Consider the following 19,223-nt stretch of genomic DNA (forward strand, 5'->3'; position numbering starts at 1 on the left):
ATCAGCGGATCACTCGGCGACGATTGGCACCGTGCTCCCGACGGTGCGTCGTCGTCTCGCGCGGCGGGATCAGGACGCGGTGTAGAAGGCGGGTAGCCGGCGCAGCGACGCCGTCGACGCGGTGGTGAAGGGGGAGTTCGAGCTGGCCCTGGCGGCGTACACGGTTCTCGCCGAGCGGATGGGGGAGGCGGGAGGGCCCAACGTCGCCGTCTTCCGGAGCCTGGCGCGGTTGACGGTGCGGCTGGCCAGTGGTCGCGCCGAGGAGTCGGTGGACGAGCTGGCTGCCGCCCGCGAGCGCATACCGCGGGCGATCGACGAGTTCTACGTCAGCGCGCTGGTCGCCGCCGGGCGGCTGGACGCGGCCCGGTCCGTCTGGCCGGCCGAGCGCATGACGACACCGAGCGTGTTCTCGACGATCGACCTCGCGCTGCGCGGGGGCAACGCCATGGCCCTCGGGGCCCGCGAGGTGGCGGAGGAGTGTTACCGGCTCGTCCTCCCGGCGGAGGGCGAGATGATCGGCCTGCACACCGCGGGGATCACGCTCGGCCCCGCCGGGCTGGTGCTCGGGCGGCTGGCGGAGTTCCTCGGCGACCTCTCCGAGGACCATTCCGAGCTCGATCGCCTGCTGGAGAGGGTCCGTTCGGCGGCGGGCCGCTTCGCGAGCGGTGAGGGTGACGCCGCAGGGCTGGCGGCCGCGATCCGTACGGTCGCCGAGCTGATCGACGAGCACACCGAGGAGGAGGAGCGGACCATCTTCCCGGTCATCGAGCAGTACGTGTCCCGTGCCGACTGGAAGGCGATGGAGAAGTCGCTCAAGAGCACCGACGCTTCGAGCTCGCCTGGGTGGACCGGTACGCCGGTCCGGAGGAGATGGCGCGCGTCCGCGAGGTCGCCGGTCCGGTCCTCGGGGTGCTGCTGATGCTGGTCAGGCCCGGTTACCGGCGTCGGCAGCGGCTCATCTTCGGGAGCTGAGCGCGCCGTCCCGTATCACCGTCGGCGAGGCGCCTGACGAGTTTCGACGGGGGACGTCATGGCTGGAGCAAACACTACCGATATTCAGGTTGGTTTCCGCTATAAGGATTATTCGTCCTGTTTGTTCCCGGGGGCCCAAAAGGATCGCATCTCAAATTGTGGATGACATGTTTTCGACAACTGATGTTCATCGTGAGCTGCGGTTTTGCGCTGATGTTGCTCCGTCCGTAATGATCCCTTAACGCCATGATCGATTTGATATGGGTTAATGGCAAATAACGGGAGGAGCTCAATTTGTCTTTACGACCCAGGCGTGTCGCCGCCGTCATGGCGACGACGGCGCTCGTCATCTCGATGATGGCGAATCCGGCGCACGCCGTGTTCGACCCCATCGGCACCGAGCCCACCGGCCCCTACGCGCAGCCGGTGGACGCGAACGTCCCCAAGCGGGGCTGCACCACGACGCTGTCCGACCCGACGAACGCCTCGTCGAGCATCCCGGCCGTCCAGGTGATCTACGCCTGGCATGACGGGAACGGGAACAACTACGCGGCCTTCGTGGAGCGGATCGCCAAGATAGTGGACCGGATGGACTGGTCGGTCGACGAGTCGACCAACTACGACCAGCACATCAACCTCAGCTGCCGGACCGGATACAACACCAGCACCTACGCCGGCTACGCCCAGGCCCTCGTCATACCGGAGAAGATCGAGAACGGCGTGATCGGCGGCGAGACGCCCCCGGACGTCATCGCCGACGACCTGGGAGCGGCGGGGTACGACAACGCCAACCGCCGGTACGTGGTTTTCGAGGACTTCGACGGGACCGGAACGGCCCACTGCGGGCCGGTCTGCGTGGGGACCGCCGACGAATGGGACAGCGGCACGCTGCTGCACGAGCTGATCCACCTGCACGAGGTGGACCACGCCAAGGTGACCGAGGCGGGGATCGACGAGATCAGCGACGTCATGACCAGCCAGTACAACGACTGGCAGCTGGACGCGGACTTCAACAACTACTACGACCCGAGCGAGCCCGCGGCGATGCTCTACACGTCGAAGTACCCGGACCCGCGCAAGCTCAACGTGGCCGGCTACTCGGTGTTCACCACACCCACCTGCTGTGACGTCGGGTACAGCAACGACCTGCTGACCGCCCAGGAACGCACGATCGAGGCGGAGGCGCCGTACGGATACCCGTCGTCGTTCACCGTGTCCGGCGGCGGGTGGATGCAGGTGACACCCCCGGGGCCGGACAACCAGGTGTCGGCGCGCTACTACGACGGCCGGCGGTCGCTGACCATGAACGTGCAGTCGTACGCCGACGGGTTCGTCTCGCTCACGCGCAGGCCGCCGGTGACGGCGGGGCAGCGGTACAAGTTCTTCGCCCGCGCCACCACCGGCACCTCGGGCAACGTCAGGCTGCGCATGTCCTGGTACAACTCGTCCGGCACCCTGCTGTCGAGCACCGACAGCTCGCTGATCGCCCTCAACTCCGGGTGGCAGGAGTACTCGGTCTCCGGCCTGGCCCCCACCGGCGCCACCACCGTGCAGCTCTCGGTGATGACCCCCTCGGGCCAGACCTTCGCCTACCTGCTGGACAGCCTCCAGCTGAACCACTGCAACAACGGCAAGACCACTGACGGCTGCCGCCTCGACGCCTGACCGAATCCCCGGCTCACCCCCGTCCGAGTTCGCGGACGGGGGTGATGTCGTGTCAACTGGAAGAAGAACTCGCGTCAGAGCCTCGAAGTCAATGCGAACGGAGGACGCGTGAATCCCGCCGAGATCGGCGCACTCTTCGACAGTACCGACAGCGATTTCGCCGAGCTGAGTCCTGTCCTGTGGGACCCCATAGGCGAGGCGACCACGAGGGTCGCGGGCGTCGAGCCAGGTGACAGCGTGCTCGACGTCTGCTGCGGCGCGGGTGCTTCGGCCCTGCCCGCCGCCGCCGCGAGCGGCCCCGGCGGCCGGGTGGACGCCGTCGACCTGGCCGAGTCCCTGCTCAGGCAGGGGCGAAAACGCGCGGCACGGCAAGGCATGGATCACCTGCGGTTCGTCCGGGCCGACGCGTCACGCTGGCGCCCCGCCGACGGCTCCCGCTACGACGTCGTGCTGTGCGTGCACAGCGTGCTCCTGCTCCCCGACCTGGACGCCTCCGCCGCGCGCCTGGTCGAGCTGGTCCGCCCGGGGGGACGTTTCGCGGTCACCACCTGGGCGAACGGCGCGCTGGAGGAGTTCCGCGTCGCGCTCTACGGAGCGGCCGAACGCGAGCGCGGCCCCCTCGCCGCCCCGCCCGCCCGCGGCCCGGTCGTCAGGCTGGGCTCCGAGGACGGCATGCGCAACTGGCTGGCCCGTCTCGCCCTGAAGGAGGTCTCGGTACGCCGGATCCCCCTGTCGGTCCCCCTCACCGCCGACCTGGCCTGGCTGCTGGTCCTCGGCACCGGCTTCCGCGGTGTCATCCGCGGCCTGGACGCCGACGCGACCCGTCGCGTCCGCGACGACCTCGTCAGCACCCTGGACGCGAGGGGCATCCACTCCCTCGACGCCACCTCCCTGACCGGGGTCGGCACCCGCGCGCGCGTCCTGGCGGCGTGATCCCCGTTCACGCGTCCTGAGGAACGGCGCGCCGGGTGATCAGGCCGGGGTGATGCTGTGGAGGATCGCCTGGGCGAGGTCTCCGGGGCGGGTGAACTGGGGCCAGTGGCCGGTGGGGAGGTCGACGTACTCGACGTCGCGGAGTTTGGAGAGTTCCAGGAGGTTCGGCTCGCCCTGGGACATCCACTTCTTGAGGTGGGCGCTCGGGAACTCGCAGGCGATGACGGTGGCCGGGACGTCGTAGCGGCGGTCGTCGGTGAGGTGCTGCTGCCCGCGGGCGACCCCGGCGGGTGAGGGGATGGCGCGTGCGCGGAACGCGGCGCGCGACTCGTCGCCGAGGTCGATGAGGTCCTCTTCGTCGAACAGGGACCAGTCGGGGAGGGGGACCTCGCCGTTCTCGGCGGGGAAGTAGGGATTGATGGCCCCGCCTTCCCCGAGGGGCCAGCTGTCGACGTAGACCACCCGGGTGATCTTGTCCGGGCGGGCGTCGGCCGCGGCGTGGGCGATGGCGCCGCCGCCGGAGTGGCCGACGAGCACGATCTCGCCGCCGGACGGGGAGACGGAGTCGATCGCCTGGACGACGGCGCCGACGTGGTCGCGCAGGGTGATCTGGGAGCGGTCGGCGTCCTTGGACTCCATACCGGGCAAGGTGAGGGAATGGGTGCGGTGCCCGGCCTGCCGGAGGGCGGGAACGACCTCGTCCCACGACGTGCCGTCGAGCCAGAGCCCGGGGATCAAGATGATGTCCATGGTCCGAGGCTAGGCGACGCCGCCGACATTTCCGGGCGTCCGTCACCGGGGCGCCATCGTGCCGATCAGGGTGCCGGGGCGGTGGGGGTTGAGGCGGCCGCGGACAGCTCGGCCAGCAGAGCGTTCCATTCGGCGTGGATGGTGGCGGGGGTGTAGCGGCGGGAGGTGTGGAGTGCCCGGGTGCCCATCTGGCGGCGTAACGGCTCGTCCTCGATGAGGCGGCCGATGGCGGCGGCGAGGCCGTCGATGTCGCGGCGGCGGATGAGGAAGCCGTCGTGGCCGTCGGTGAGGATCTCGCGGGGGCCGTGGGGGCAGTCGAAGCTGACGACGGGGACGCCCTTGCCCAAGGCTTCCAGGATCGTCATCGGGAAACCCTCGTGGCGGGAGCTGAGGACGAGGACGGACGCGGCGTCGAACTCGGCGCCCATGTCGGAGCTCGGGCCGGGAAGCTGGACCGAGCCGGTGAGGCCGCGCTCCTCGATGGCGGCCTGCAGGCGTTCGAGCTGGGGGCCGGCGCCGACGATGCGCAGGGTCCAGCCCGGGTGGGCGGCGGCGACCTGCTCCCAGGCCTTGATGAGCAGGTCGAAGCCCTTCACCTTGGTGAGCCGGCCGGCGGCGAGGACGGTCTTGCCGGTCAGGGGGGAGGGGCCCCCGGCGAAGGGGACGGCCGCGTTGGGGATACGCGACAGGTGGTGCGGGCGGCGGCGGCCGCGCAGGGCCTTGCGGTACGCCTTCAGGTCGGCCTCGGTCAGGGTGACGAGGGCGTCGAGCCTGCCGTAGCGGCGCACGATGAGCTTCTGGAGGTCGGGCTGGTGGGAGGCGAAGCCGACGTGCTCCTGGCCGATGGTGATCACCCCGGGCGGGGTCAGCAGGGCGGCGGCCAGGTTGAAGCCGGGGCGGGTGGTGATCAGTACGCCACCGCGAAGGCCGCGTAAGAAACGAAGGATCTTCAGGTCGGTGCGCAGGGTGAAGGTCGCGTAGGCCGCCTCCTCGCGCGGGATGAGCCTGCTGGCACCCAACCGGGCGAGCCAGGCGGGCAGGTCGCGGCGGCCCACACGGTCGTCCAGGAAGGTGACGCGGACCCCCGGCGGCACCTCGAAGAACGGATCCTCATTGGTCTTGATGACGCTGACGATCTCGACGTCGTGGTCGGCCGCCAGCATGCCGGCGAGGTTGAACACGGTGCGGATGGTCCCGCCCATCCCGTGCGCGTGCAGCAGCAGGAACGTGATCTGCCGCGTGCCGGGCTCCGCGGCACCACGCGCCCTGCGGCGGTTGGCCGCCCGGAGCGCACGCACGCCTAACCGACGCAGACGCTTCACTGCCGATGCGAGGATCATGAATTCCACCCTAAAAGGGGCTCGTCGGCGTGCGCGCGACGTCCGGTGTCGACTGGGTGACGGCTCCCTTCCCTTGGCGATACGACGCATGCGCACCACCGTGAGCCGGTTCGCCTCCCGAACCGTGAAGCAGGATGGTCGGCATGACCTATCTGGACACCGACACTCCCCTCGCGCGAGCCGTGACGGACGCGATCCACGGTGGTGACACCGGCGAGCTGCGGCGCCTGCTGAGCGCGCATCCCGAGCTGGTCACCGTGCGGCTGGGGGACGAGGGCGGCATGTCGCGTACGTTGCTGCACGTGCTCACCGACTGGCCCGGGAACTTCCCCAACGGACCGGAGACCGCCAGGCTGCTGGTGGAGGCGGGGGCCGACGTCGACGGGCGCTTCGAAGGGCCGCACCGCGAGACGCCGTTGATGTGGGCGGCGAGTTGTGACGACATCGGCGTCCTCGACGCCCTCCTGGACGCCGGTGCCGACATCGAGGCCCGGGGTGCGGTGATCGCGGACGGCACCGCCATCTCGGACGCCTGTGCCTTCGCCCAGTGGAACGCCGCCCGCCGCCTTCTGGCCCGCGGCGCCACGACGAACCTATGGGAGTCCGCCGCCCTCGGCCTGATGGACCGCATCGCCGCCGCCCCGCCCCTCACCCGCGAGGACGCCACCACCGGCCTGTGGGCGGCCTGCCACGGCGGCAGCCGCGAAGCCGCCGAGTACTTCCTCGCCCATGGCGCGGACCTCAACTGGATCGGCTACGACCACCTGACCCCCCTGGACGCGGCCCGGCGCAGCGGCGCCGAGGAGGTGGCCGGCTGGCTGGCCACACGCGGCGGCAGACCGGCCGCGGAACTCGTCTGAGACCTCACCCGTCCGGCCGCGCGCCGGACATCGGAGGAGCCGGCCACGGGATTCAGTCGTCCTTGGCGAGGGTCGGCGAGAAGCTTTCGAAGCCCGGAAGCCCGCGGATCTCCTGGACCAGGCCGTCCCATCTCGACCTGGCCGCGTCCAGCGTGGCGCGCCGGGCCCGCCCTTCGGGAGTGAACATCCACGCGGTGTCACGGCCGCCGGGTTCGAGCGCCCGCAACTCCGCGATCACTTCGCGGTATCGGTCGGCCAGCCGGGTGTGCCCGTACTCGCGCAACCGCTCCTCGATCTGATCTCTCTCGATGACCTCACTCATCAGCAGCGCCCGGCCCGTCTCCAGCGCCAGCACGGCCTCGTGGTTCTTGTGGCAGGCCGTAAGCCAGTACGCGGCCTCCACCGCCGCGCCGTTGGCCTCGCGCACGCGCGCGGTCCGCTCGCCGCGCGTCAGCGACCCGTGCGCGAAACGCCGCGCCGTCCGCAAGGCGATGAGATAAGCCTCCGCAGCCTGATCGGCGAGATCATGCTGCGCCGCCACTTCGCCCCAGTCCATGGCGATGCTTGTCGCCTCCGTGAATGAATTCGCCATGGCCAGTTCGTAGGCGGATCTGTGTCGTCTCATGATTTCGGAGACCAGATACCCGGGCCGTCCGGGGCTCAGGTCAGCCTCGATCGCGGCCAGCTTGGCGAGCCCTCTGTGCAGGGCCACGGAGGAAAAGTTATCCATCCCTGCCGCCAGTGCCGCGCGGATCCGGCGTTCGGCATCGGTCACGTCGGCGAGAGTGGCATCATTCATGTCCACCAGGATGACGAGCGCGGGTAGCCAGGCATGGGCGGCCATTCTGAGATAGGAGGGTGTCTCGTCGAGCACCCTGCGCAGGTCGTCGATGCGCGAAGCAGACGGTGCCCTTTCTTCCATCTGGGCGATGAACGACCTCAGTACCGCCAACTGTGCGATCAGAAAGTTAACGCGTGGAGATGTGTGTAAAGAGGATGGAACGGCCTCCAAGTACTGTTCGCCCTGCCGTATGAGTCCTTTGAAGTCGTCCACGAAGCGCATCGAGGGCGACAGGCCACTCGCCATGCGGGCCAGGTCCACCGACAAACGGATGAAAGCCATGTCGAAGCGCCGAAGGTTGACGGCATGGAGCACCTCTGGAATATGTAGCAGGCCTTCGGCGGCGGCGATCATTCGCTCCGTCGCCTGCTCGATCGCCAGGTTGTCGCCTTCGGATCGCTCGAACGAGTCCGTGACGTCCACCAGGAGATCCGCGGCGGAGAATCGGCGTTCGGGATCGGTGTCGTTTTCGGCGACGCTCGTGAGGAGACGTGCCGCTCGTTCGAGGGCATGCCGGTCATAGCTCTCCAGCGACAGGTTGTACAGCGCGTAGGCCAGGTTCATGGTCAACCAGGAACGATGAGCGGGAGCACCGGCTTTCCGCAGTTCCGCCTCGCACGCGGCGATCATCCGCCGTCTGTCGCCGGACCTCAGCGCGACGGCGAGGCCTTGTCGCAGACGGAATCGCTCTTCCCCGCGAAGACTGATGTACGCGCCGGCGGCCGTGATCGGCACGAGCACCGCCGCCGTCGCGATGGTGTAGCCGATCCCGGCGTCGTGATCCGTGATGAAGGAGCACATGGGAGGGAGCAAGGGAAGGAATCGGAGCAGCGTGAGACCCAGGAGTTCGCGGCGACTGGTCCAGAGGACGCGGTTGGCCTGCCGGTGCAGAAGCCACGCGGTGAGTCCCCACGGCACGATCAGCAACGACGTGAAGACGGCGGCCTGCCTGGCGTCGAAAATCAGCCCCAGGAAAACGAAGGCGAAGATCAGACTGAGCAGGAAGCCGGTGACGCGCACGGTCGCGGGCTTGACCCGTATGCGTCGGTCCCTGGCTCCAGTTGGCATGGCGCGCGTTCTTTCGCGGATCGTGGGATAAATCGGTAGAAATCTCTAGTAGATCCATTACTTTGGATCTGATTAACGCCCCCGTGCTCATCGCGATATTTGCCGATACTACAGAAAATACGGTGTTCGTCGGGGACCGCGCGCGCGGTCGGGGTGATCCGGGTCGGATCAGTTGAGTTCGGACTTGATTTCCTGGCGGAGGGTGGGGAAGTCGAGGTGGGCGTCGGAGAGGACCTTGGCGGCTAGGCCTTCGCCTTCGCGGAGGATGCCTAGGAGGATGTGGCCGTTGCAGATGTAGTTGTGTTTGAGGGCGATGGCTTCGCGGAGGGAGAGTTCCAGGACCTTCTTGGCGCGGCCGGTGAAGGGGATGTGGCCGCCTGGGCGCCAGGGGCGGCGGGGGGAGCCGGGTTTGCGGTCCAGGGCGCCGGGGCCGAAGGCGGCTTCGACTTTTTCGCGGATGGCGTCGAGGTCTATGCCGATGCTGCCGAGGGCTTCGGCGTCCAGGTCGTCGGGGGTGACGAGGAGGCGGGCGACGGCGTCGCCGACATTGTCGTGGTCCAGGCCGTGGCGGGCGAGGACGCGGGTGGCGACGCTGTCGGGCTGGCGCAGGAGGGCCAGCAGGAGGTGCTCGGTGCCGACGTAGTCGTGGCCGAACGGCTTGGTCTCCTCCTGGGCGAGCTTGACCGTGTGGCGGGCGTCCTCGCGGAATCGCTCGAACATGTGCTTACTTCTCCTGTCGTGGTGACATCGGGGGTCTCATTTCTCGCGTCGCAGCAGGCCGCGGCCGCCGGCGTACTTCTTGTGGACCGCTTGCCTGCTGACGCCGAGGAGGACGGCGATCTCCTGCCAGGACCAGCCCTGTTCGCGCGCGCTGTCGACCTGGAGGGCCTCCAGGCGTTCGACCAGGACGCGCAGGGCTCGTACGGCGCGGAGACCGACGGCGGGGTCGCGGCTGCCGGCGTCGGAGGCCAGTTGGGCGGTGTCGCTCATAGGTGTCAATATAGGTTGACGCCTGGGACGGTGTCAACCACAGTTGACGCCTGAAAATAGAAGATCATCGGGGAAGACCCGATGTGGCAGGAGTTTCCGCTGGTACGACCCCAATTGTCCCGGAAAATGGTTTGCCGCCCCTGGTCCCGGTAGGTCAGCCTGAGTGGGCCATGCGCTCCCTTCCTCTCGCCGACCCCGGCGTTCCCGATGCCCGCAGCCCGTTCCGGTACCTGTGGTGGATCGCGCGCGGCCAGGCCGCCCCGCTGCTGACAGGCATGGGCTTCGCCGTGCTGTGGTGGCTGGCGCAGGCCCTGGTCCCCGCGGCCATCGGCAGGGCCATCGACAGTCTCACCGCCCACGACGCAAGCGGGCTGGTCCGCTGGTCGCTCGTCGTGCTCGGACTCGGCGCCGTGGCCTCGTTCGGCGGCGTCATGCGCCACCGCTCGGCGGTCTACAACTGGCTGTGCGCCGCCTACCGCACGGTCCAGGTGACGGCCCGCCAGGCCACCCGGCTCGGTGCCACCCTGCCGAAACGCCTGTCCACCGGTGAGGTGATCAGCGTCGGCAACTCCGACATCGCGCACATCGGCAACGCCGTGGACATCGTCCTGCGCGGCAGCGGCGCCGTGGTGGCGATCGGCGCGGTCACCGTGATCCTGCTGAGCACCTCCACGCGGCTCGGCATGATGGTGCTGATCGGCGTGCCGCTGATGGCCCTGGCCGTCGCGCCGCTGCTGCGCCCGCTGCACCGCAGGCAGCACGTGCAGCGCGACCTGCAGGGCGACCTCGCCACCCGGGCGGGCGACATCGTGGCCGGTCTGCGCGTGCTGCGCGGCATCGGCGGCGAGCAGGTCTTCACCGACCGGTACCGCGAGGAGTCCCAGCGGGTACGGGAGGCCGGCGTGCGGGTCGCCTCGGTGGACGCCGCGCTGGAGGGCGCGCAGCTGCTGCTGCCCGGCATCCTCATCGCCTTCGTCACCTGGCAGGGCGCCCGCTACGCCCTGGACGGCACCATCACCGTGGGCCAGCTCGTCTCCTTCTACGGCTACGCGCTGTTCCTGGTGGGCCCGCTGCGCACCATGACCGAGGCCGCCGACAAGCTCACCAAAGGCCACGTGGCGGCCCGCAGGGTGGTCCGCATCCTGTCCCTGGACCCGGAGATCGGCGGCACCGGCGCCACGGACGCGACGCCCGAGCCCGGCGGCGACCTGGCCGACCGCGAGTCGGGTGTGGTCGTCCGGCCGGGCCGGCTGACCGCCCTGGCGTGCGCGGTGCCCGAGGACGCCATCGCGGAGGCCGACCGCCTCGGCCGCTACGCCGAGGCCGACGTCACCTACGGCGGCGTCCGGCTGGCCGAGATGGCGCCCGCCGAGGTCAGGCGGCGCATCCTGGTGGCGGACAACGCCGCCCGCCTGTTCAGCGGCCGGCTGCGCGACGAGCTGGACCCCACGGGTTCTGCCTCCGACGACGAGGTGGCGGACGCCCTGCACGCCGCGGGCGCCGAGGACATCGTGGAGGCGCTGCCGGACGGCCTGGAGTCGCACGTCGCCGAGGGCGGCTGGGAGTTCTCCGGCGGCCAGCAGCAGCGGCTGCGGCTGGTGCGGGCGCTGCTGGCCGACCCCGAGGTGCTGATCCTGGTGGAGCCGACCAGCGCGGTGGACGCGCACACCGAGGCGCGCATCGCCGACCGGCTCGCCAAGGCCCGCACCGGGCGCACCACCCTGGTGTGCAGCACCAGCCCGCTGATGCTGGACCGCGCCGACCACGTGATCTTCATGAAGGACGGCAAGGTGCTCGCCGAGGGTGCGCACCGCACCCTCATCGCCACCGAACCCGCCTACACCGCCACCGTGACCCGAGGGGAGGGCTGACCGTGAGCAACTCGAGAATCCTGCCCGTCGCCGACGAGGCCCAGGTCCGGGCCTACGCGCGCCGGCTGACCCTGAAGTACCCCGGCCGCCTGAGCCTGGCCCTCGGCCTGCACGCCCTGGCGGCGGTCGCGGGCCTCGCGGCGCCGCGCCTGCTCGGCGAGCTGGTGGAGGGCGTGCGCGACGGCACCGGCGGCATCGGCGTGGACACGGTGGCGATCAGCATCGCCGCCTTCGTCGTCGCGCAGGCCGTGCTGATCCGCTTCGCGGTGTACAACTCCGCCAAGCTCGGCGAGGCCGTCCTCGCCGAGCTGCGCGAGGAGTTCGTGGACCGCGTGCTGGCCCTGCCGCTGTCCACCGTGGAACGCGCGGGCACCGGCGACCTGGTCACCCGCACCTCCCGCGACGTGGACTCGCTGTCGCGCACCGTGCGGCACGCCGTGCCGGAGACGCTGATCGCGGTCGTGGCCGGCTCGTTCGTGCTCGGCGCGCTGGCCCTGGTGGGCCCGCTGCTCCTGCTGCCGTCGCTGCTGGCCGTGCCGCTGCTGTGGTTCTTCACCCGCTGGTACCTGCGGCGGGCCAGGGACGGCTACCTGCGGGAGAACGCCGCGTACGCCGAGATGACCGAGGGCCTGAGCGAGACCGTCGACGGCGCGCGGACCGTCGAGGCGTTCGGCCTCCAGGCCCGCAGGCACCGCCGCACCGACACCGACATCGCCAGGTCGTGGGCCGCCGAGCGCTACACCCTTGGCCTGCGCATGGTGTGGTTCCCGGCCGTCGAGATCGGCTACGTGCTGCCGGTGGCGTCCACGCTGCTGTTCGGCGGCCTGTTCCACCTGAACGGCTGGGTGTCGCTGGCCCAGGTCACCGCCGCCACGCTGTACGTGCAGCAGCTCATCGACCCGCTGGACCGGCTGCTGTCCTGGGTGGACGAGTTGCAGGTCGGCGCCGCGTCGATGGCGCGCCTGCTCGGCGTGGCCAACGTGCCGGACGACCGTGTGGCGGGCGAGGGCCGTCCCGACGGTGAGGAACTGGTCGCCGACGACGTCCGGTACGCCTACCGCGAGGGCCGCGACGTGCTGCACGGCGTCTCGCTGGACGTGGCGCCGGGGGAGCGGCTCGCCATCGTCGGCCCGTCCGGCGCGGGCAAGTCCACGCTCGGCAGGCTGCTGGCCGGCATCCACGGCCCGCGCACCGGCGAGGTCACCGTCGGCGGCGTCTCCCTGGTCGACCTGCCCCTGGACGACCTGCGCGGCCACGTCGCGCTGGTCACCCAGGAGCACCACGTGTTCCGCGGCACCCTGCGGGACAACGTGCTGATCGGCCGTCCCGGCGCCGGGGACGCGCAGGTCAAGGGCGCGCTGGTCGCGGTGGACGCGTGGGAGTGGGTGGAGGCGCTGCCGGACGGCCTGGACACCGTGGTCGGCTCGGGCGGTTTCGCGGTGTCCCCCGCGCACGCCCAGCAGATCGCGCTGGCCCGGCTGGTGCTGGCCGACCCGCACACCCTCGTGCTGGACGAGGCCACCTCGCTGATCGACCCGCATGCCGCCCGCCACCTGGAGCGCTCGCTCGCCGCGGTGCTGGACGGCCGCACGGTGATCGCCATCGCCCACCGCCTCTACACCGCCCACGACGCCGACCGCGTGGCCGTCGTCGAGGACGGCAGGGTCAGCGAACTCGGCTCCCACGACGACCTGGTCGCCGCGGGCGGCGCGTACGCCGCCCTGTGGGAGAGCTGGCACGGCACCACCCGCTGAAGAACGGGCCCCGCCACGACCGTGGCGGGGCTCGCGGCGGGGATCAGGCGGACAGGGCCTTCTTCAGGAAGTCGACCTGGAGATGGAGCAGGTTCTCCGCCACGACCTCCTGCGGCGTCATGTGGGTGACCCCGGACAGCGGCAGGACGGTGTGCGGGCGGCCCGCGGACAGCAGCGCGGAGGACAGGCGCAGGGTGTGCGCCGCGACCACGTTGTCGTCGGCGAGGCCGTGGATGAGCAGCAGGGGACGCTCCAGCTTCTCGGCGTCCGCCAGCAGGGACGAGCGCTCGTAGACGTCCGGCTGCTCGCCGGGGTGGCCGAGGTAGCGCTCGGTGTAGCCGGTGTCGTAGAGGCGCCAGTCGGTGACGGGGGCGCCCGCCACGGCCGCGTGGAAGACGTCGGGGCGGCGCAGCACGGCCAGGGCGGCGAGGTAGCCGCCGAAGGACCAGCCCTTGATGGCGACCCGGGACAGGTCCAGGTCGTCGGGGTACAGGCGGGCGGCGCCGTGCAGGGCGTCCACCTGGTCCTCCAGGGCGGGGGTCGCCAGGTCGTTCAGCACCTCGCGCTCGAACGCGGGACCCCGGCCCGGGGTGCCGCGGCCGTCGGCGACCACGACCGCGAAGCCCTGGTCGGCGAACCACTGCGGCTCCAGGTAGGAGCGGCCCGACGAGAGAGCGCGCTGGGCGTGCGGCCCGCCGTAGGGGTCCATGAGGACGGGGAGCCGCGCCGAGCCGGGCACGTGCCCGCTGGGCAGCAGCACCGCCGTGGTCAGCTCGCGGGTGCCGGTGCGCACCAGCGACACCCGGGGCTCCAGGCGCGGGCGCTCGGCGAGGGAGCGCACGGGCAGGCGGCGCTCGCCGTTCACCACGCGGACGGTGGTGGCGGGGGATTCGAGGGTCTGGCTGACCAGCACGAGGACGCCGTGGCTCATCCGGCCGTGGTGCACGCCGGGGGTGTCGCCGGTGACGGGCGTGAGGGTGCCGGAGGACCAGGTCCACAGGTGGATCTCGGCGGGGTCGGTGCTCGCCCGGAACAGCACGGTGCCGTCCTCGACGCCGACCACATCGCGGACCTGCATGTCCGGCGGGGTGACCGGGACGTCGCCCACCAGCAGGCGCCGCGCGTCGCCGTCCACGGCCGTCCACACCAGCCGGCCGTCGGGCAGCCGGGCGGGCACGCCGGGCACGACGTCCACCCAGGCGGGGTCGGTGTCGGTACGCACCTCGGCGGTCGTGCCGGTGGCGGGGTCGACGGCGAGCACCCGCATGGTGCGCTGGTCGCGGGACATCGTGACGATCAGCGGGCCGTGCCGGTCCCAGACGGCCGACACGAGGTATTCGTCGGAGAACGGCACGGGGGTGCGCGAGCCGTCCATGCCCAGCACCACCAGCTCCACCACGGCGTTGGCCGTGCCGGCCGCGGGGTAGGCCACCGTGGCGGGGACCCGCGAGGGGTTGGCCGGGTCGGCGATGTGCCAGCGGTCCACGGGGGACTCGTCGGCCCGCTCGGCGAGCAGCGCCGTGCCGTCCGGGGACCACCAGTGGCCGCGCAGCCGCTCCAGCTCCTCGGCGGCGATGAACTCGGCGAGGCCGTACGTGACGCCCTCGGCCTCGGGGGTGGCCAGCGCGCGGTCCGCGCCGGTGGCGAGGTCCTGGACGTGCAGCGCGCCGCCGGTGACGTACGCCACACGGGTGCCGTCGGGGGAGAGCCGCGGGTCGATCACCGGCCCGGGGGTGGTGAGCGCGCGGGCCCGGGCGGAGGGGACGTCCAGCACGTACAGCGCGCCGGACAGCGCGAAGACGGCCGTGGTCAGCGTGGCGTCGGCGTCGTACGCCACCACGCCGCCCGCCGACTCCCTGGCCCGCTCGCGGCGCGCCCGCTCCTCGGCCGGCAGCTCCTCGTCGGCCGGGCCGAGGTCCGCCGGGTCGACCAGCAGCCGCTCGGCGCCGGACCCGAGGTCGAGCTCCCACAGGCAGGTCACGGCGTCGGTGCCCGACCGGCTGCGCAGGAAGGTGGCGCGCTCGCCGCCCGGGGCGACGGTGAAGCCTCTCGGCACCCCCAGGGTGAAACGGCGGGTGCGTGCGTACATGCGGGGAAAGCTCTCACTCATGCCTCTCATCCTGCCAGCCCATCGGCCGCCGGTACGCGGCCCCGCCGAGCCTGGACGTAGTCTCGGGTCATGACTGATCGCCGCTTGCTGCTCGTGCACGCCCACCCCGACGACGAGTCGTCGGGCACCGGCGCCACGATGGCCAAATACGCCGCGGAGGGCACCCACGTCACCCTCGTGACCTGCACTCTGGGTGAGGAGGGCGAGATCGTGGTGCCCGACCTGGCCCACCTCGCCTCCAGCGAGGAGAACCGCCTCGGCGAGCACCGCGTCGGGGAGCTCGAGGCCGCGTGCAAGGCCCTCGGTGTGGACGACCACCGCTTCCTCGGCGGCCCCGGCCGCTGGCGCGACTCCGGGATGATGGGCGAGCCCACCAACGACGACCCCCGCTGTTTCTGGCGCGCCGATCTCGACGAGGCCGCCGGGGAGCTCGTCGAGATCATCCGTGAGGTCCGGCCGCAGGTCATCGTGACCTACGACGAGAACGGCTTCTACGGGCACCCCGACCACATCCAGGCGTACCGCGTCGCGTGGCGGGCCTTCGAGCTGTCGGGCGACCCGTCGTTCGGGACCGGGGAGCCGTGGCAGGTCGCCAAGTTCTACTTCCTCGCGATGGCCAAGTCCAGCATGCGGCGGATCGCCGAGCAGATGCGGGGCACCGACTTCGACTTCTTCACCGAGGAGAGCATCGACGAGGTGCCCTTCGGGTCTCAGGACGACGAGATCAGCACGGTGATCGACGGCAGGGAGTACGGCGCGGCCAAGCTGGACGCGCTGCGTGCCCACCGTTCGCAGATCAGCCAGGACATGCCGTGGTTCGTGCTGTCGGAGCGATTCGGTCCAGAAGGGCTCGGCCTGGAGTACTTCCGGCTGGTCGCGGGCGAGCGGGGACCGGCCGGGCGGCAGCTCTCCCCCGAGGACTGGGGGCTCGGCGAGCCCTTCGACCGCGAAGACGATCTCTTCGCGGGCATCGGCTAGCCTTTTGAGTCATGGACGAGGAGCAGGCCGGCCGGCCGCACCCGGTGGCCGCGGCCGTCGTCGGCGGCCTGGCGTACGCCGTGCTCTTCGTGTTCGGCCTGGTGTTCGGCGTGGTGGCCGGGCTGGAGCACTCCTGGGACCCCGGCGGCGGCATCCCGCTGATCCCCTTGGTCCCGATCGGCCTGTGCCTGGTGCTTTTCGGCCTGCTGTACGGCGCGGGACGGCTGATGTCGTCCAAGCTCGGGGCGTTCGTGCCGGGCGTGGGGTGGATGCTCGTGGCGCTGGTGTTCTCGGTCGAACGGCCCGAGGGCGACCTGGTGATCGCCGCCAACTCCGCGGGCTACTGGTACCTCGCGACCGGCGCGGTGGCGCTGGTGGCCGCGGTGCTGCTCATCCCCTCCTCCGGGTCATGGCTGCTCCACCAGGGGTCCTATCCGGGCAAGCACCCGGTCAACTTCTCGGACGGGATGTCGGCTTAAGCTGGCGGCCGTGCGATCTGTGGACGACCAGGTGACCCAGTCGGTGTTCCGGGCGGTGGCAGGCCGGTTCGCCACGGGCATCGCGGTCGTCACCACCCTGGCCGACGGCGTGGACCACGCGATGACGGTCAACTCCTTCGCCTCGGTGTCCCTGGAGCCCCTGCTCGTGCTGGTCTGCGTGGAGAAGGTGGCGAGGTTCCACGACGCCGTCCTGTCGGCCGGGGTGTGGGGCGTGTCGATCCTCGGCGAGGACGGCGAGGCGGCGTCCCGCGCCTTCGCCACCCGCGGCCGGACCCTGGAGGGCTGGCTGGACCGCTGGTCGCACCGCCGGGGCACCCTCGGCCTGGCGCTGTTCGACACGGCGATCGCCACCCTGGAGTGCCGCACGACCGCCGTGCACGACGGCGGCGACCACTCGATCGTCGTCGGGGCGGTGGTCACCGCGACGCTCCCGCGTGACGCGCCGCCGCTGGTCTACCACGAGGGCCACTACCGTCATCTCGCCCCCGGCGCGCCTCCTGGGACGCCCCCGGATCCGGGCCCGTGAGGGAGTGACGGAACGGCCGCGCGGGGTGACAATCGAAGTATGCTCCGGCGGCATCGGGCCAGACAGGTGGTCAATCTCGTCAACCTGTCGACCCCGCTCGGCCTGCTGATCGCCCTGGCCGGCCGGGCCTCCGTCCGCCGCGGGGATGACGGCCTGCTGTACGCGCACGGCTACCGCCTGCGCTTCCCGGTGGCCGGGGCGTTCACCGTGGGCAACGTCGTGCTGACCGCCCATCCCGACGGCCACCTCACCGGCGCGCTGCTGCGGCACGAGGCCCGCCACGCCACGCAGTACGCCTTCTGCGTCGGCCTGCCGATGCTGCCGCTGTACGTGCTCGCCGTGGCGCTGTCGTGGGCGCTGAGCGGGCATCCCGCCGCGTGGAACGTGTTCGAACGCCTGGCCGATCTGGACGACGGAGGCTACCCGCGGCGGTCCTCCCGCTGGCGACGGGGCACCCTGAAGTAGAGGACCGGCGGGGCCGGGTCTGGGTACGACCTACTCCGAACGGGGGATTTCTCCACTTCAAGAAGGACATGACGGATACCTCGTACGGCCGACGCATGATTTTCGCCCACGGGGGATTATCAGATTCCAGAGTGTGATCGCTATATCCGCCGCATGACACTCGCCTGCCCTGGGTCGACGAACAGGAGGGGTCGTATGTCGCAAACGGTCAGCCCGGAGATCTCCCCCTCGGCTCCACCTCGCAGGCGTACCTGGCCCGCCGACTTCAAGGACCGGCTGACCTGCCCGCTTCCCGACTTCCGCGAGGTGCTCAGCGTCGCCTGGCACGGCGGCATCCGGCCTGACATCGGCGACGCCGACCAGATCCCCGTGCTGCGCGCGGGCCTGCCGCCGGTGGGGCCCCGGGACACCGCCGTGACCTGGGTGGGCCACGCCACCTACGTGCTGCGGATCGGCGGGCTGACGGTGCTCACCGACCCGGTGTGGTCCAGGAAGATCCCCGGCGTGCGGCAGCGGCTCACCCCTCCGGGCCTGGCGTGGAGCGACCTGCCTCATGTCGACGCCGTCGTGATCAGCCACAACCACTACGACCACCTGGACGCCCCGACCATCCGGCGCCTGCCGCGGCACACCCCGATGTTCGTGCCCGCCAACCTCGGGAGCTGGTTCACCCGCAAGGGTTTCACCGACGTCACCGAGCTCGACTGGTGGGAGAGCGCGCGGATCGGCGAGGTGTCCTTCGACTTCGTGCCCGCCCACCACTGGAGCCGCCGCGGGATACGGGACACCTGCCGGAGCCTGTGGGGCGGCTGGGTGCTGACCTCGCCGCACCAGCGGGTCTACTTCGCGGGCGACACCGCCTACGGCGACCGCTTCAAGCAGATCGGCGACCACTACCCCGGCATCGACCTGGCCCTGATGCCGGTCGGCGCGTACGAGCCCCGGTGGTTCATGCACGTCAGCCACGTGGACCCCGAGCAGGCCGTGCAGGCGTGCGACGACATCGGCGTCCGGCGGATGGCGACCATGCACTGGGGGACGTTCGTGTTGTCGGGCGAGCCGCTGATGGCGCCGGTCCAGGAGGCCCGGGAGGCGTGGGAATCCGCGGGCCGCGACCGGTCCGACCTGTGGGATCTGGCCATCGGCGAGACCCGGGTGCTCACCGGGTGACCACCCCTTTCCATACCGATTGCCCACGGGGGGACAGGGGATCCCTGGGCTCGGTCGACGGCCTCCCTGGCCGGACGCGCCGTGTCCCTGGGACGGACGGCACAGGTCCCTGGCCGGATGCGTGAAGGCTCCCTGGACGGGGTTTCGGCGGGTCCTGATGGAGCGCTCCCAGCGACTTTAGACATGTCCGGATGTGGACATTATTCGGTAACTGTCCGTTTCGCGCAGTTCCGGATGCCGTGAATGCGTGTGCCCAGGTGATGAGCGAGATCACATTTCCCTGCCGCTGATAATCGCATGGCCGGAATCTGGGCATGTGGGCGGTCAACAATCAGCATTTACCATCACTGACCAAGAGGGTCAAGGTATTGATCGGCCCTTATTGGCATGAAATACCGGGGTTTGTCACCGTAATTCATCCAAGGAGGAT

At 70.7% G+C, this 19,223-nt stretch carries 17 protein-coding genes; 11 read left to right on the forward strand and 6 right to left on the reverse strand.

Translation table 11 applies throughout. The annotated features are described in order from the left end of the window. The first annotated feature begins 121 nt into the window (after positions 1 to 121). From ACFP1K_RS09215 to ACFP1K_RS09225, 3 genes are all read left to right on the forward strand, one after another. Entirely contained in the window at positions 122 to 919 is a 798-nt protein-coding gene (locus tag ACFP1K_RS09215; protein ID WP_380749060.1) for a hemerythrin domain-containing protein, read from the forward strand. A gap of 347 nt (positions 920 to 1,266) precedes the next feature. After that, the gene (locus ACFP1K_RS09220; RefSeq protein WP_380749062.1) at positions 1,267 to 2,637 is read left to right on the forward strand and encodes a hypothetical protein; all 1,371 of its coding nucleotides are present in this window, start codon (positions 1,267 to 1,269) and stop codon (positions 2,635 to 2,637) included. Between the two features lie 108 nt (positions 2,638 to 2,745). After that, positions 2,746 to 3,570 carry a class I SAM-dependent methyltransferase gene (locus ACFP1K_RS09225; protein ID WP_380749064.1) on the forward strand — a complete coding sequence of 275 codons (825 nt, stop codon included), beginning with the start codon at positions 2,746 to 2,748 and terminating at the stop codon, positions 3,568 to 3,570. 39 nt (positions 3,571 to 3,609) lie between these two features. On the opposite strand, the gene ACFP1K_RS09230 is transcribed toward ACFP1K_RS09225, so the two are convergent. Next, a complete protein-coding gene (locus tag ACFP1K_RS09230; RefSeq protein WP_380749066.1) occupies positions 3,610 to 4,320 on the reverse strand; it encodes an alpha/beta fold hydrolase in 711 nt (236 codons plus the stop codon). Between the two features lie 65 nt (positions 4,321 to 4,385). Next, the gene (locus ACFP1K_RS09235) at positions 4,386 to 5,642 is read right to left on the reverse strand and encodes a glycosyltransferase family 4 protein (protein WP_380749068.1); all 1,257 of its coding nucleotides are present in this window, start codon (positions 5,640 to 5,642) and stop codon (positions 4,386 to 4,388) included. Positions 5,643 to 5,803: 161 nt separating this feature from the next. On the opposite strand from ACFP1K_RS09235, the gene ACFP1K_RS09240 reads away from it, so the two are divergent. Next, positions 5,804 to 6,520, forward strand: coding sequence for an ankyrin repeat domain-containing protein (locus ACFP1K_RS09240; protein WP_380749070.1), 717 nt, complete (start codon positions 5,804 to 5,806; stop codon positions 6,518 to 6,520). Between the two features lie 52 nt (positions 6,521 to 6,572). Here ACFP1K_RS09240 and ACFP1K_RS09245 read toward each other — a convergent pair whose 3' ends face one another. The 3 genes from ACFP1K_RS09245 to ACFP1K_RS09255 all read right to left on the reverse strand — a co-directional run bounded on the left by ACFP1K_RS09245 (position 6,573) and on the right by ACFP1K_RS09255 (position 9,419). After that, a complete protein-coding gene (locus ACFP1K_RS09245; RefSeq protein WP_380749072.1) occupies positions 6,573 to 8,381 on the reverse strand; it encodes a hypothetical protein in 1,809 nt (602 codons plus the stop codon). Positions 8,382 to 8,597: 216 nt separating this feature from the next. Next, entirely contained in the window at positions 8,598 to 9,149 is a 552-nt protein-coding gene (locus tag ACFP1K_RS09250; RefSeq protein WP_380749074.1) for a Clp protease N-terminal domain-containing protein, read from the reverse strand. A gap of 36 nt (positions 9,150 to 9,185) precedes the next feature. Then, a complete protein-coding gene (locus ACFP1K_RS09255; RefSeq protein ID WP_184612090.1) occupies positions 9,186 to 9,419 on the reverse strand; it encodes a helix-turn-helix domain-containing protein in 234 nt (77 codons plus the stop codon). A 170-nt stretch (positions 9,420 to 9,589) separates the two neighbouring features. Here ACFP1K_RS09255 and ACFP1K_RS09260 point away from each other — a divergent pair, with 170 nt between their 5' ends. Together ACFP1K_RS09260 and ACFP1K_RS09265 are read left to right on the forward strand one after the other, a co-directional pair. Further along, on the forward strand, positions 9,590 to 11,290 hold the full coding sequence (locus ACFP1K_RS09260) for an ABC transporter ATP-binding protein (RefSeq protein WP_380749076.1): 1,701 nt from the start codon (positions 9,590 to 9,592) through the stop codon (positions 11,288 to 11,290). Between the two features lie 2 nt (positions 11,291 to 11,292). Then, entirely contained in the window at positions 11,293 to 13,044 is a 1,752-nt protein-coding gene (locus ACFP1K_RS09265) for an ABC transporter ATP-binding protein (protein ID WP_380749078.1), read from the forward strand. 43 nt (positions 13,045 to 13,087) lie between these two features. Here the strand turns inward: ACFP1K_RS09265 and ACFP1K_RS09270 are convergent, their stop codons facing one another. Next, entirely contained in the window at positions 13,088 to 15,154 is a 2,067-nt protein-coding gene (locus ACFP1K_RS09270; RefSeq protein ID WP_380749080.1) for a S9 family peptidase, read from the reverse strand. Between the two features lie 69 nt (positions 15,155 to 15,223). Between ACFP1K_RS09270 and mshB the strand changes: the two genes are divergently transcribed. The 5 genes from mshB to ACFP1K_RS09295 all read left to right on the forward strand — a co-directional run bounded on the left by mshB (position 15,224) and on the right by ACFP1K_RS09295 (position 18,793). Continuing rightward, positions 15,224 to 16,132: an N-acetyl-1-D-myo-inositol-2-amino-2-deoxy-alpha-D-glucopyranoside deacetylase gene (mshB, locus tag ACFP1K_RS09275; RefSeq protein WP_380749082.1), complete on the forward strand. Its 909-nt coding sequence runs from the start codon at positions 15,224 to 15,226 to the stop codon at positions 16,130 to 16,132. A gap of 11 nt (positions 16,133 to 16,143) precedes the next feature. Next, entirely contained in the window at positions 16,144 to 16,611 is a 468-nt protein-coding gene (locus ACFP1K_RS09280; RefSeq protein WP_380749084.1) for a DUF6113 family protein, read from the forward strand. A 10-nt stretch (positions 16,612 to 16,621) separates the two neighbouring features. After that, a complete protein-coding gene (locus tag ACFP1K_RS09285; protein ID WP_380749086.1) occupies positions 16,622 to 17,158 on the forward strand; it encodes a flavin reductase family protein in 537 nt (178 codons plus the stop codon). A gap of 39 nt (positions 17,159 to 17,197) precedes the next feature. Continuing rightward, a complete protein-coding gene (locus ACFP1K_RS09290; protein ID WP_380749088.1) occupies positions 17,198 to 17,623 on the forward strand; it encodes a hypothetical protein in 426 nt (141 codons plus the stop codon). A 195-nt stretch (positions 17,624 to 17,818) separates the two neighbouring features. Next, positions 17,819 to 18,793: an MBL fold metallo-hydrolase gene (locus ACFP1K_RS09295; protein WP_380749090.1), complete on the forward strand. Its 975-nt coding sequence runs from the start codon at positions 17,819 to 17,821 to the stop codon at positions 18,791 to 18,793. The last annotated feature ends 430 nt before the right edge of the window (positions 18,794 to 19,223 follow it).

The sequence above is a fragment of the Sphaerisporangium aureirubrum genome (genome assembly GCF_042658925.1).
Lineage (GTDB): Bacteria > Actinomycetota > Actinomycetes > Streptosporangiales > Streptosporangiaceae > Sphaerisporangium > Sphaerisporangium aureirubrum.

What these genes read in the sequence shown, in the direction of transcription:
- ACFP1K_RS09230 (WP_380749066.1), bottom strand. Translation starts at nt 4,320, where the DNA reads ATGGACATCATCTTGATCCCCGGGCTCTGGCTCGACGGCACGTCGTGG.
- ACFP1K_RS09240 (WP_380749070.1), top strand. Translation starts at nt 5,804, where the DNA reads ATGACCTATCTGGACACCGACACTCCCCTCGCGCGAGCCGTGACGGAC.
- ACFP1K_RS09250 (WP_380749074.1), bottom strand. Translation starts at nt 9,149, where the DNA reads ATGTTCGAGCGATTCCGCGAGGACGCCCGCCACACGGTCAAGCTCGCC.
- ACFP1K_RS09255 (WP_184612090.1), bottom strand. Translation starts at nt 9,419, where the DNA reads ATGAGCGACACCGCCCAACTGGCCTCCGACGCCGGCAGCCGCGACCCC.
- ACFP1K_RS09260 (WP_380749076.1), top strand. Translation starts at nt 9,590, where the DNA reads ATGCGCTCCCTTCCTCTCGCCGACCCCGGCGTTCCCGATGCCCGCAGC.
- ACFP1K_RS09270 (WP_380749080.1), bottom strand. Translation starts at nt 15,154, where the DNA reads ATGAGTGAGAGCTTTCCCCGCATGTACGCACGCACCCGCCGTTTCACC.
- mshB (WP_380749082.1), top strand. Translation starts at nt 15,224, where the DNA reads ATGACTGATCGCCGCTTGCTGCTCGTGCACGCCCACCCCGACGACGAG.
- ACFP1K_RS09280 (WP_380749084.1), top strand. Translation starts at nt 16,144, where the DNA reads ATGGACGAGGAGCAGGCCGGCCGGCCGCACCCGGTGGCCGCGGCCGTC.
- ACFP1K_RS09290 (WP_380749088.1), top strand. Translation starts at nt 17,198, where the DNA reads ATGCTCCGGCGGCATCGGGCCAGACAGGTGGTCAATCTCGTCAACCTG.
- ACFP1K_RS09295 (WP_380749090.1), top strand. Translation starts at nt 17,819, where the DNA reads ATGTCGCAAACGGTCAGCCCGGAGATCTCCCCCTCGGCTCCACCTCGC.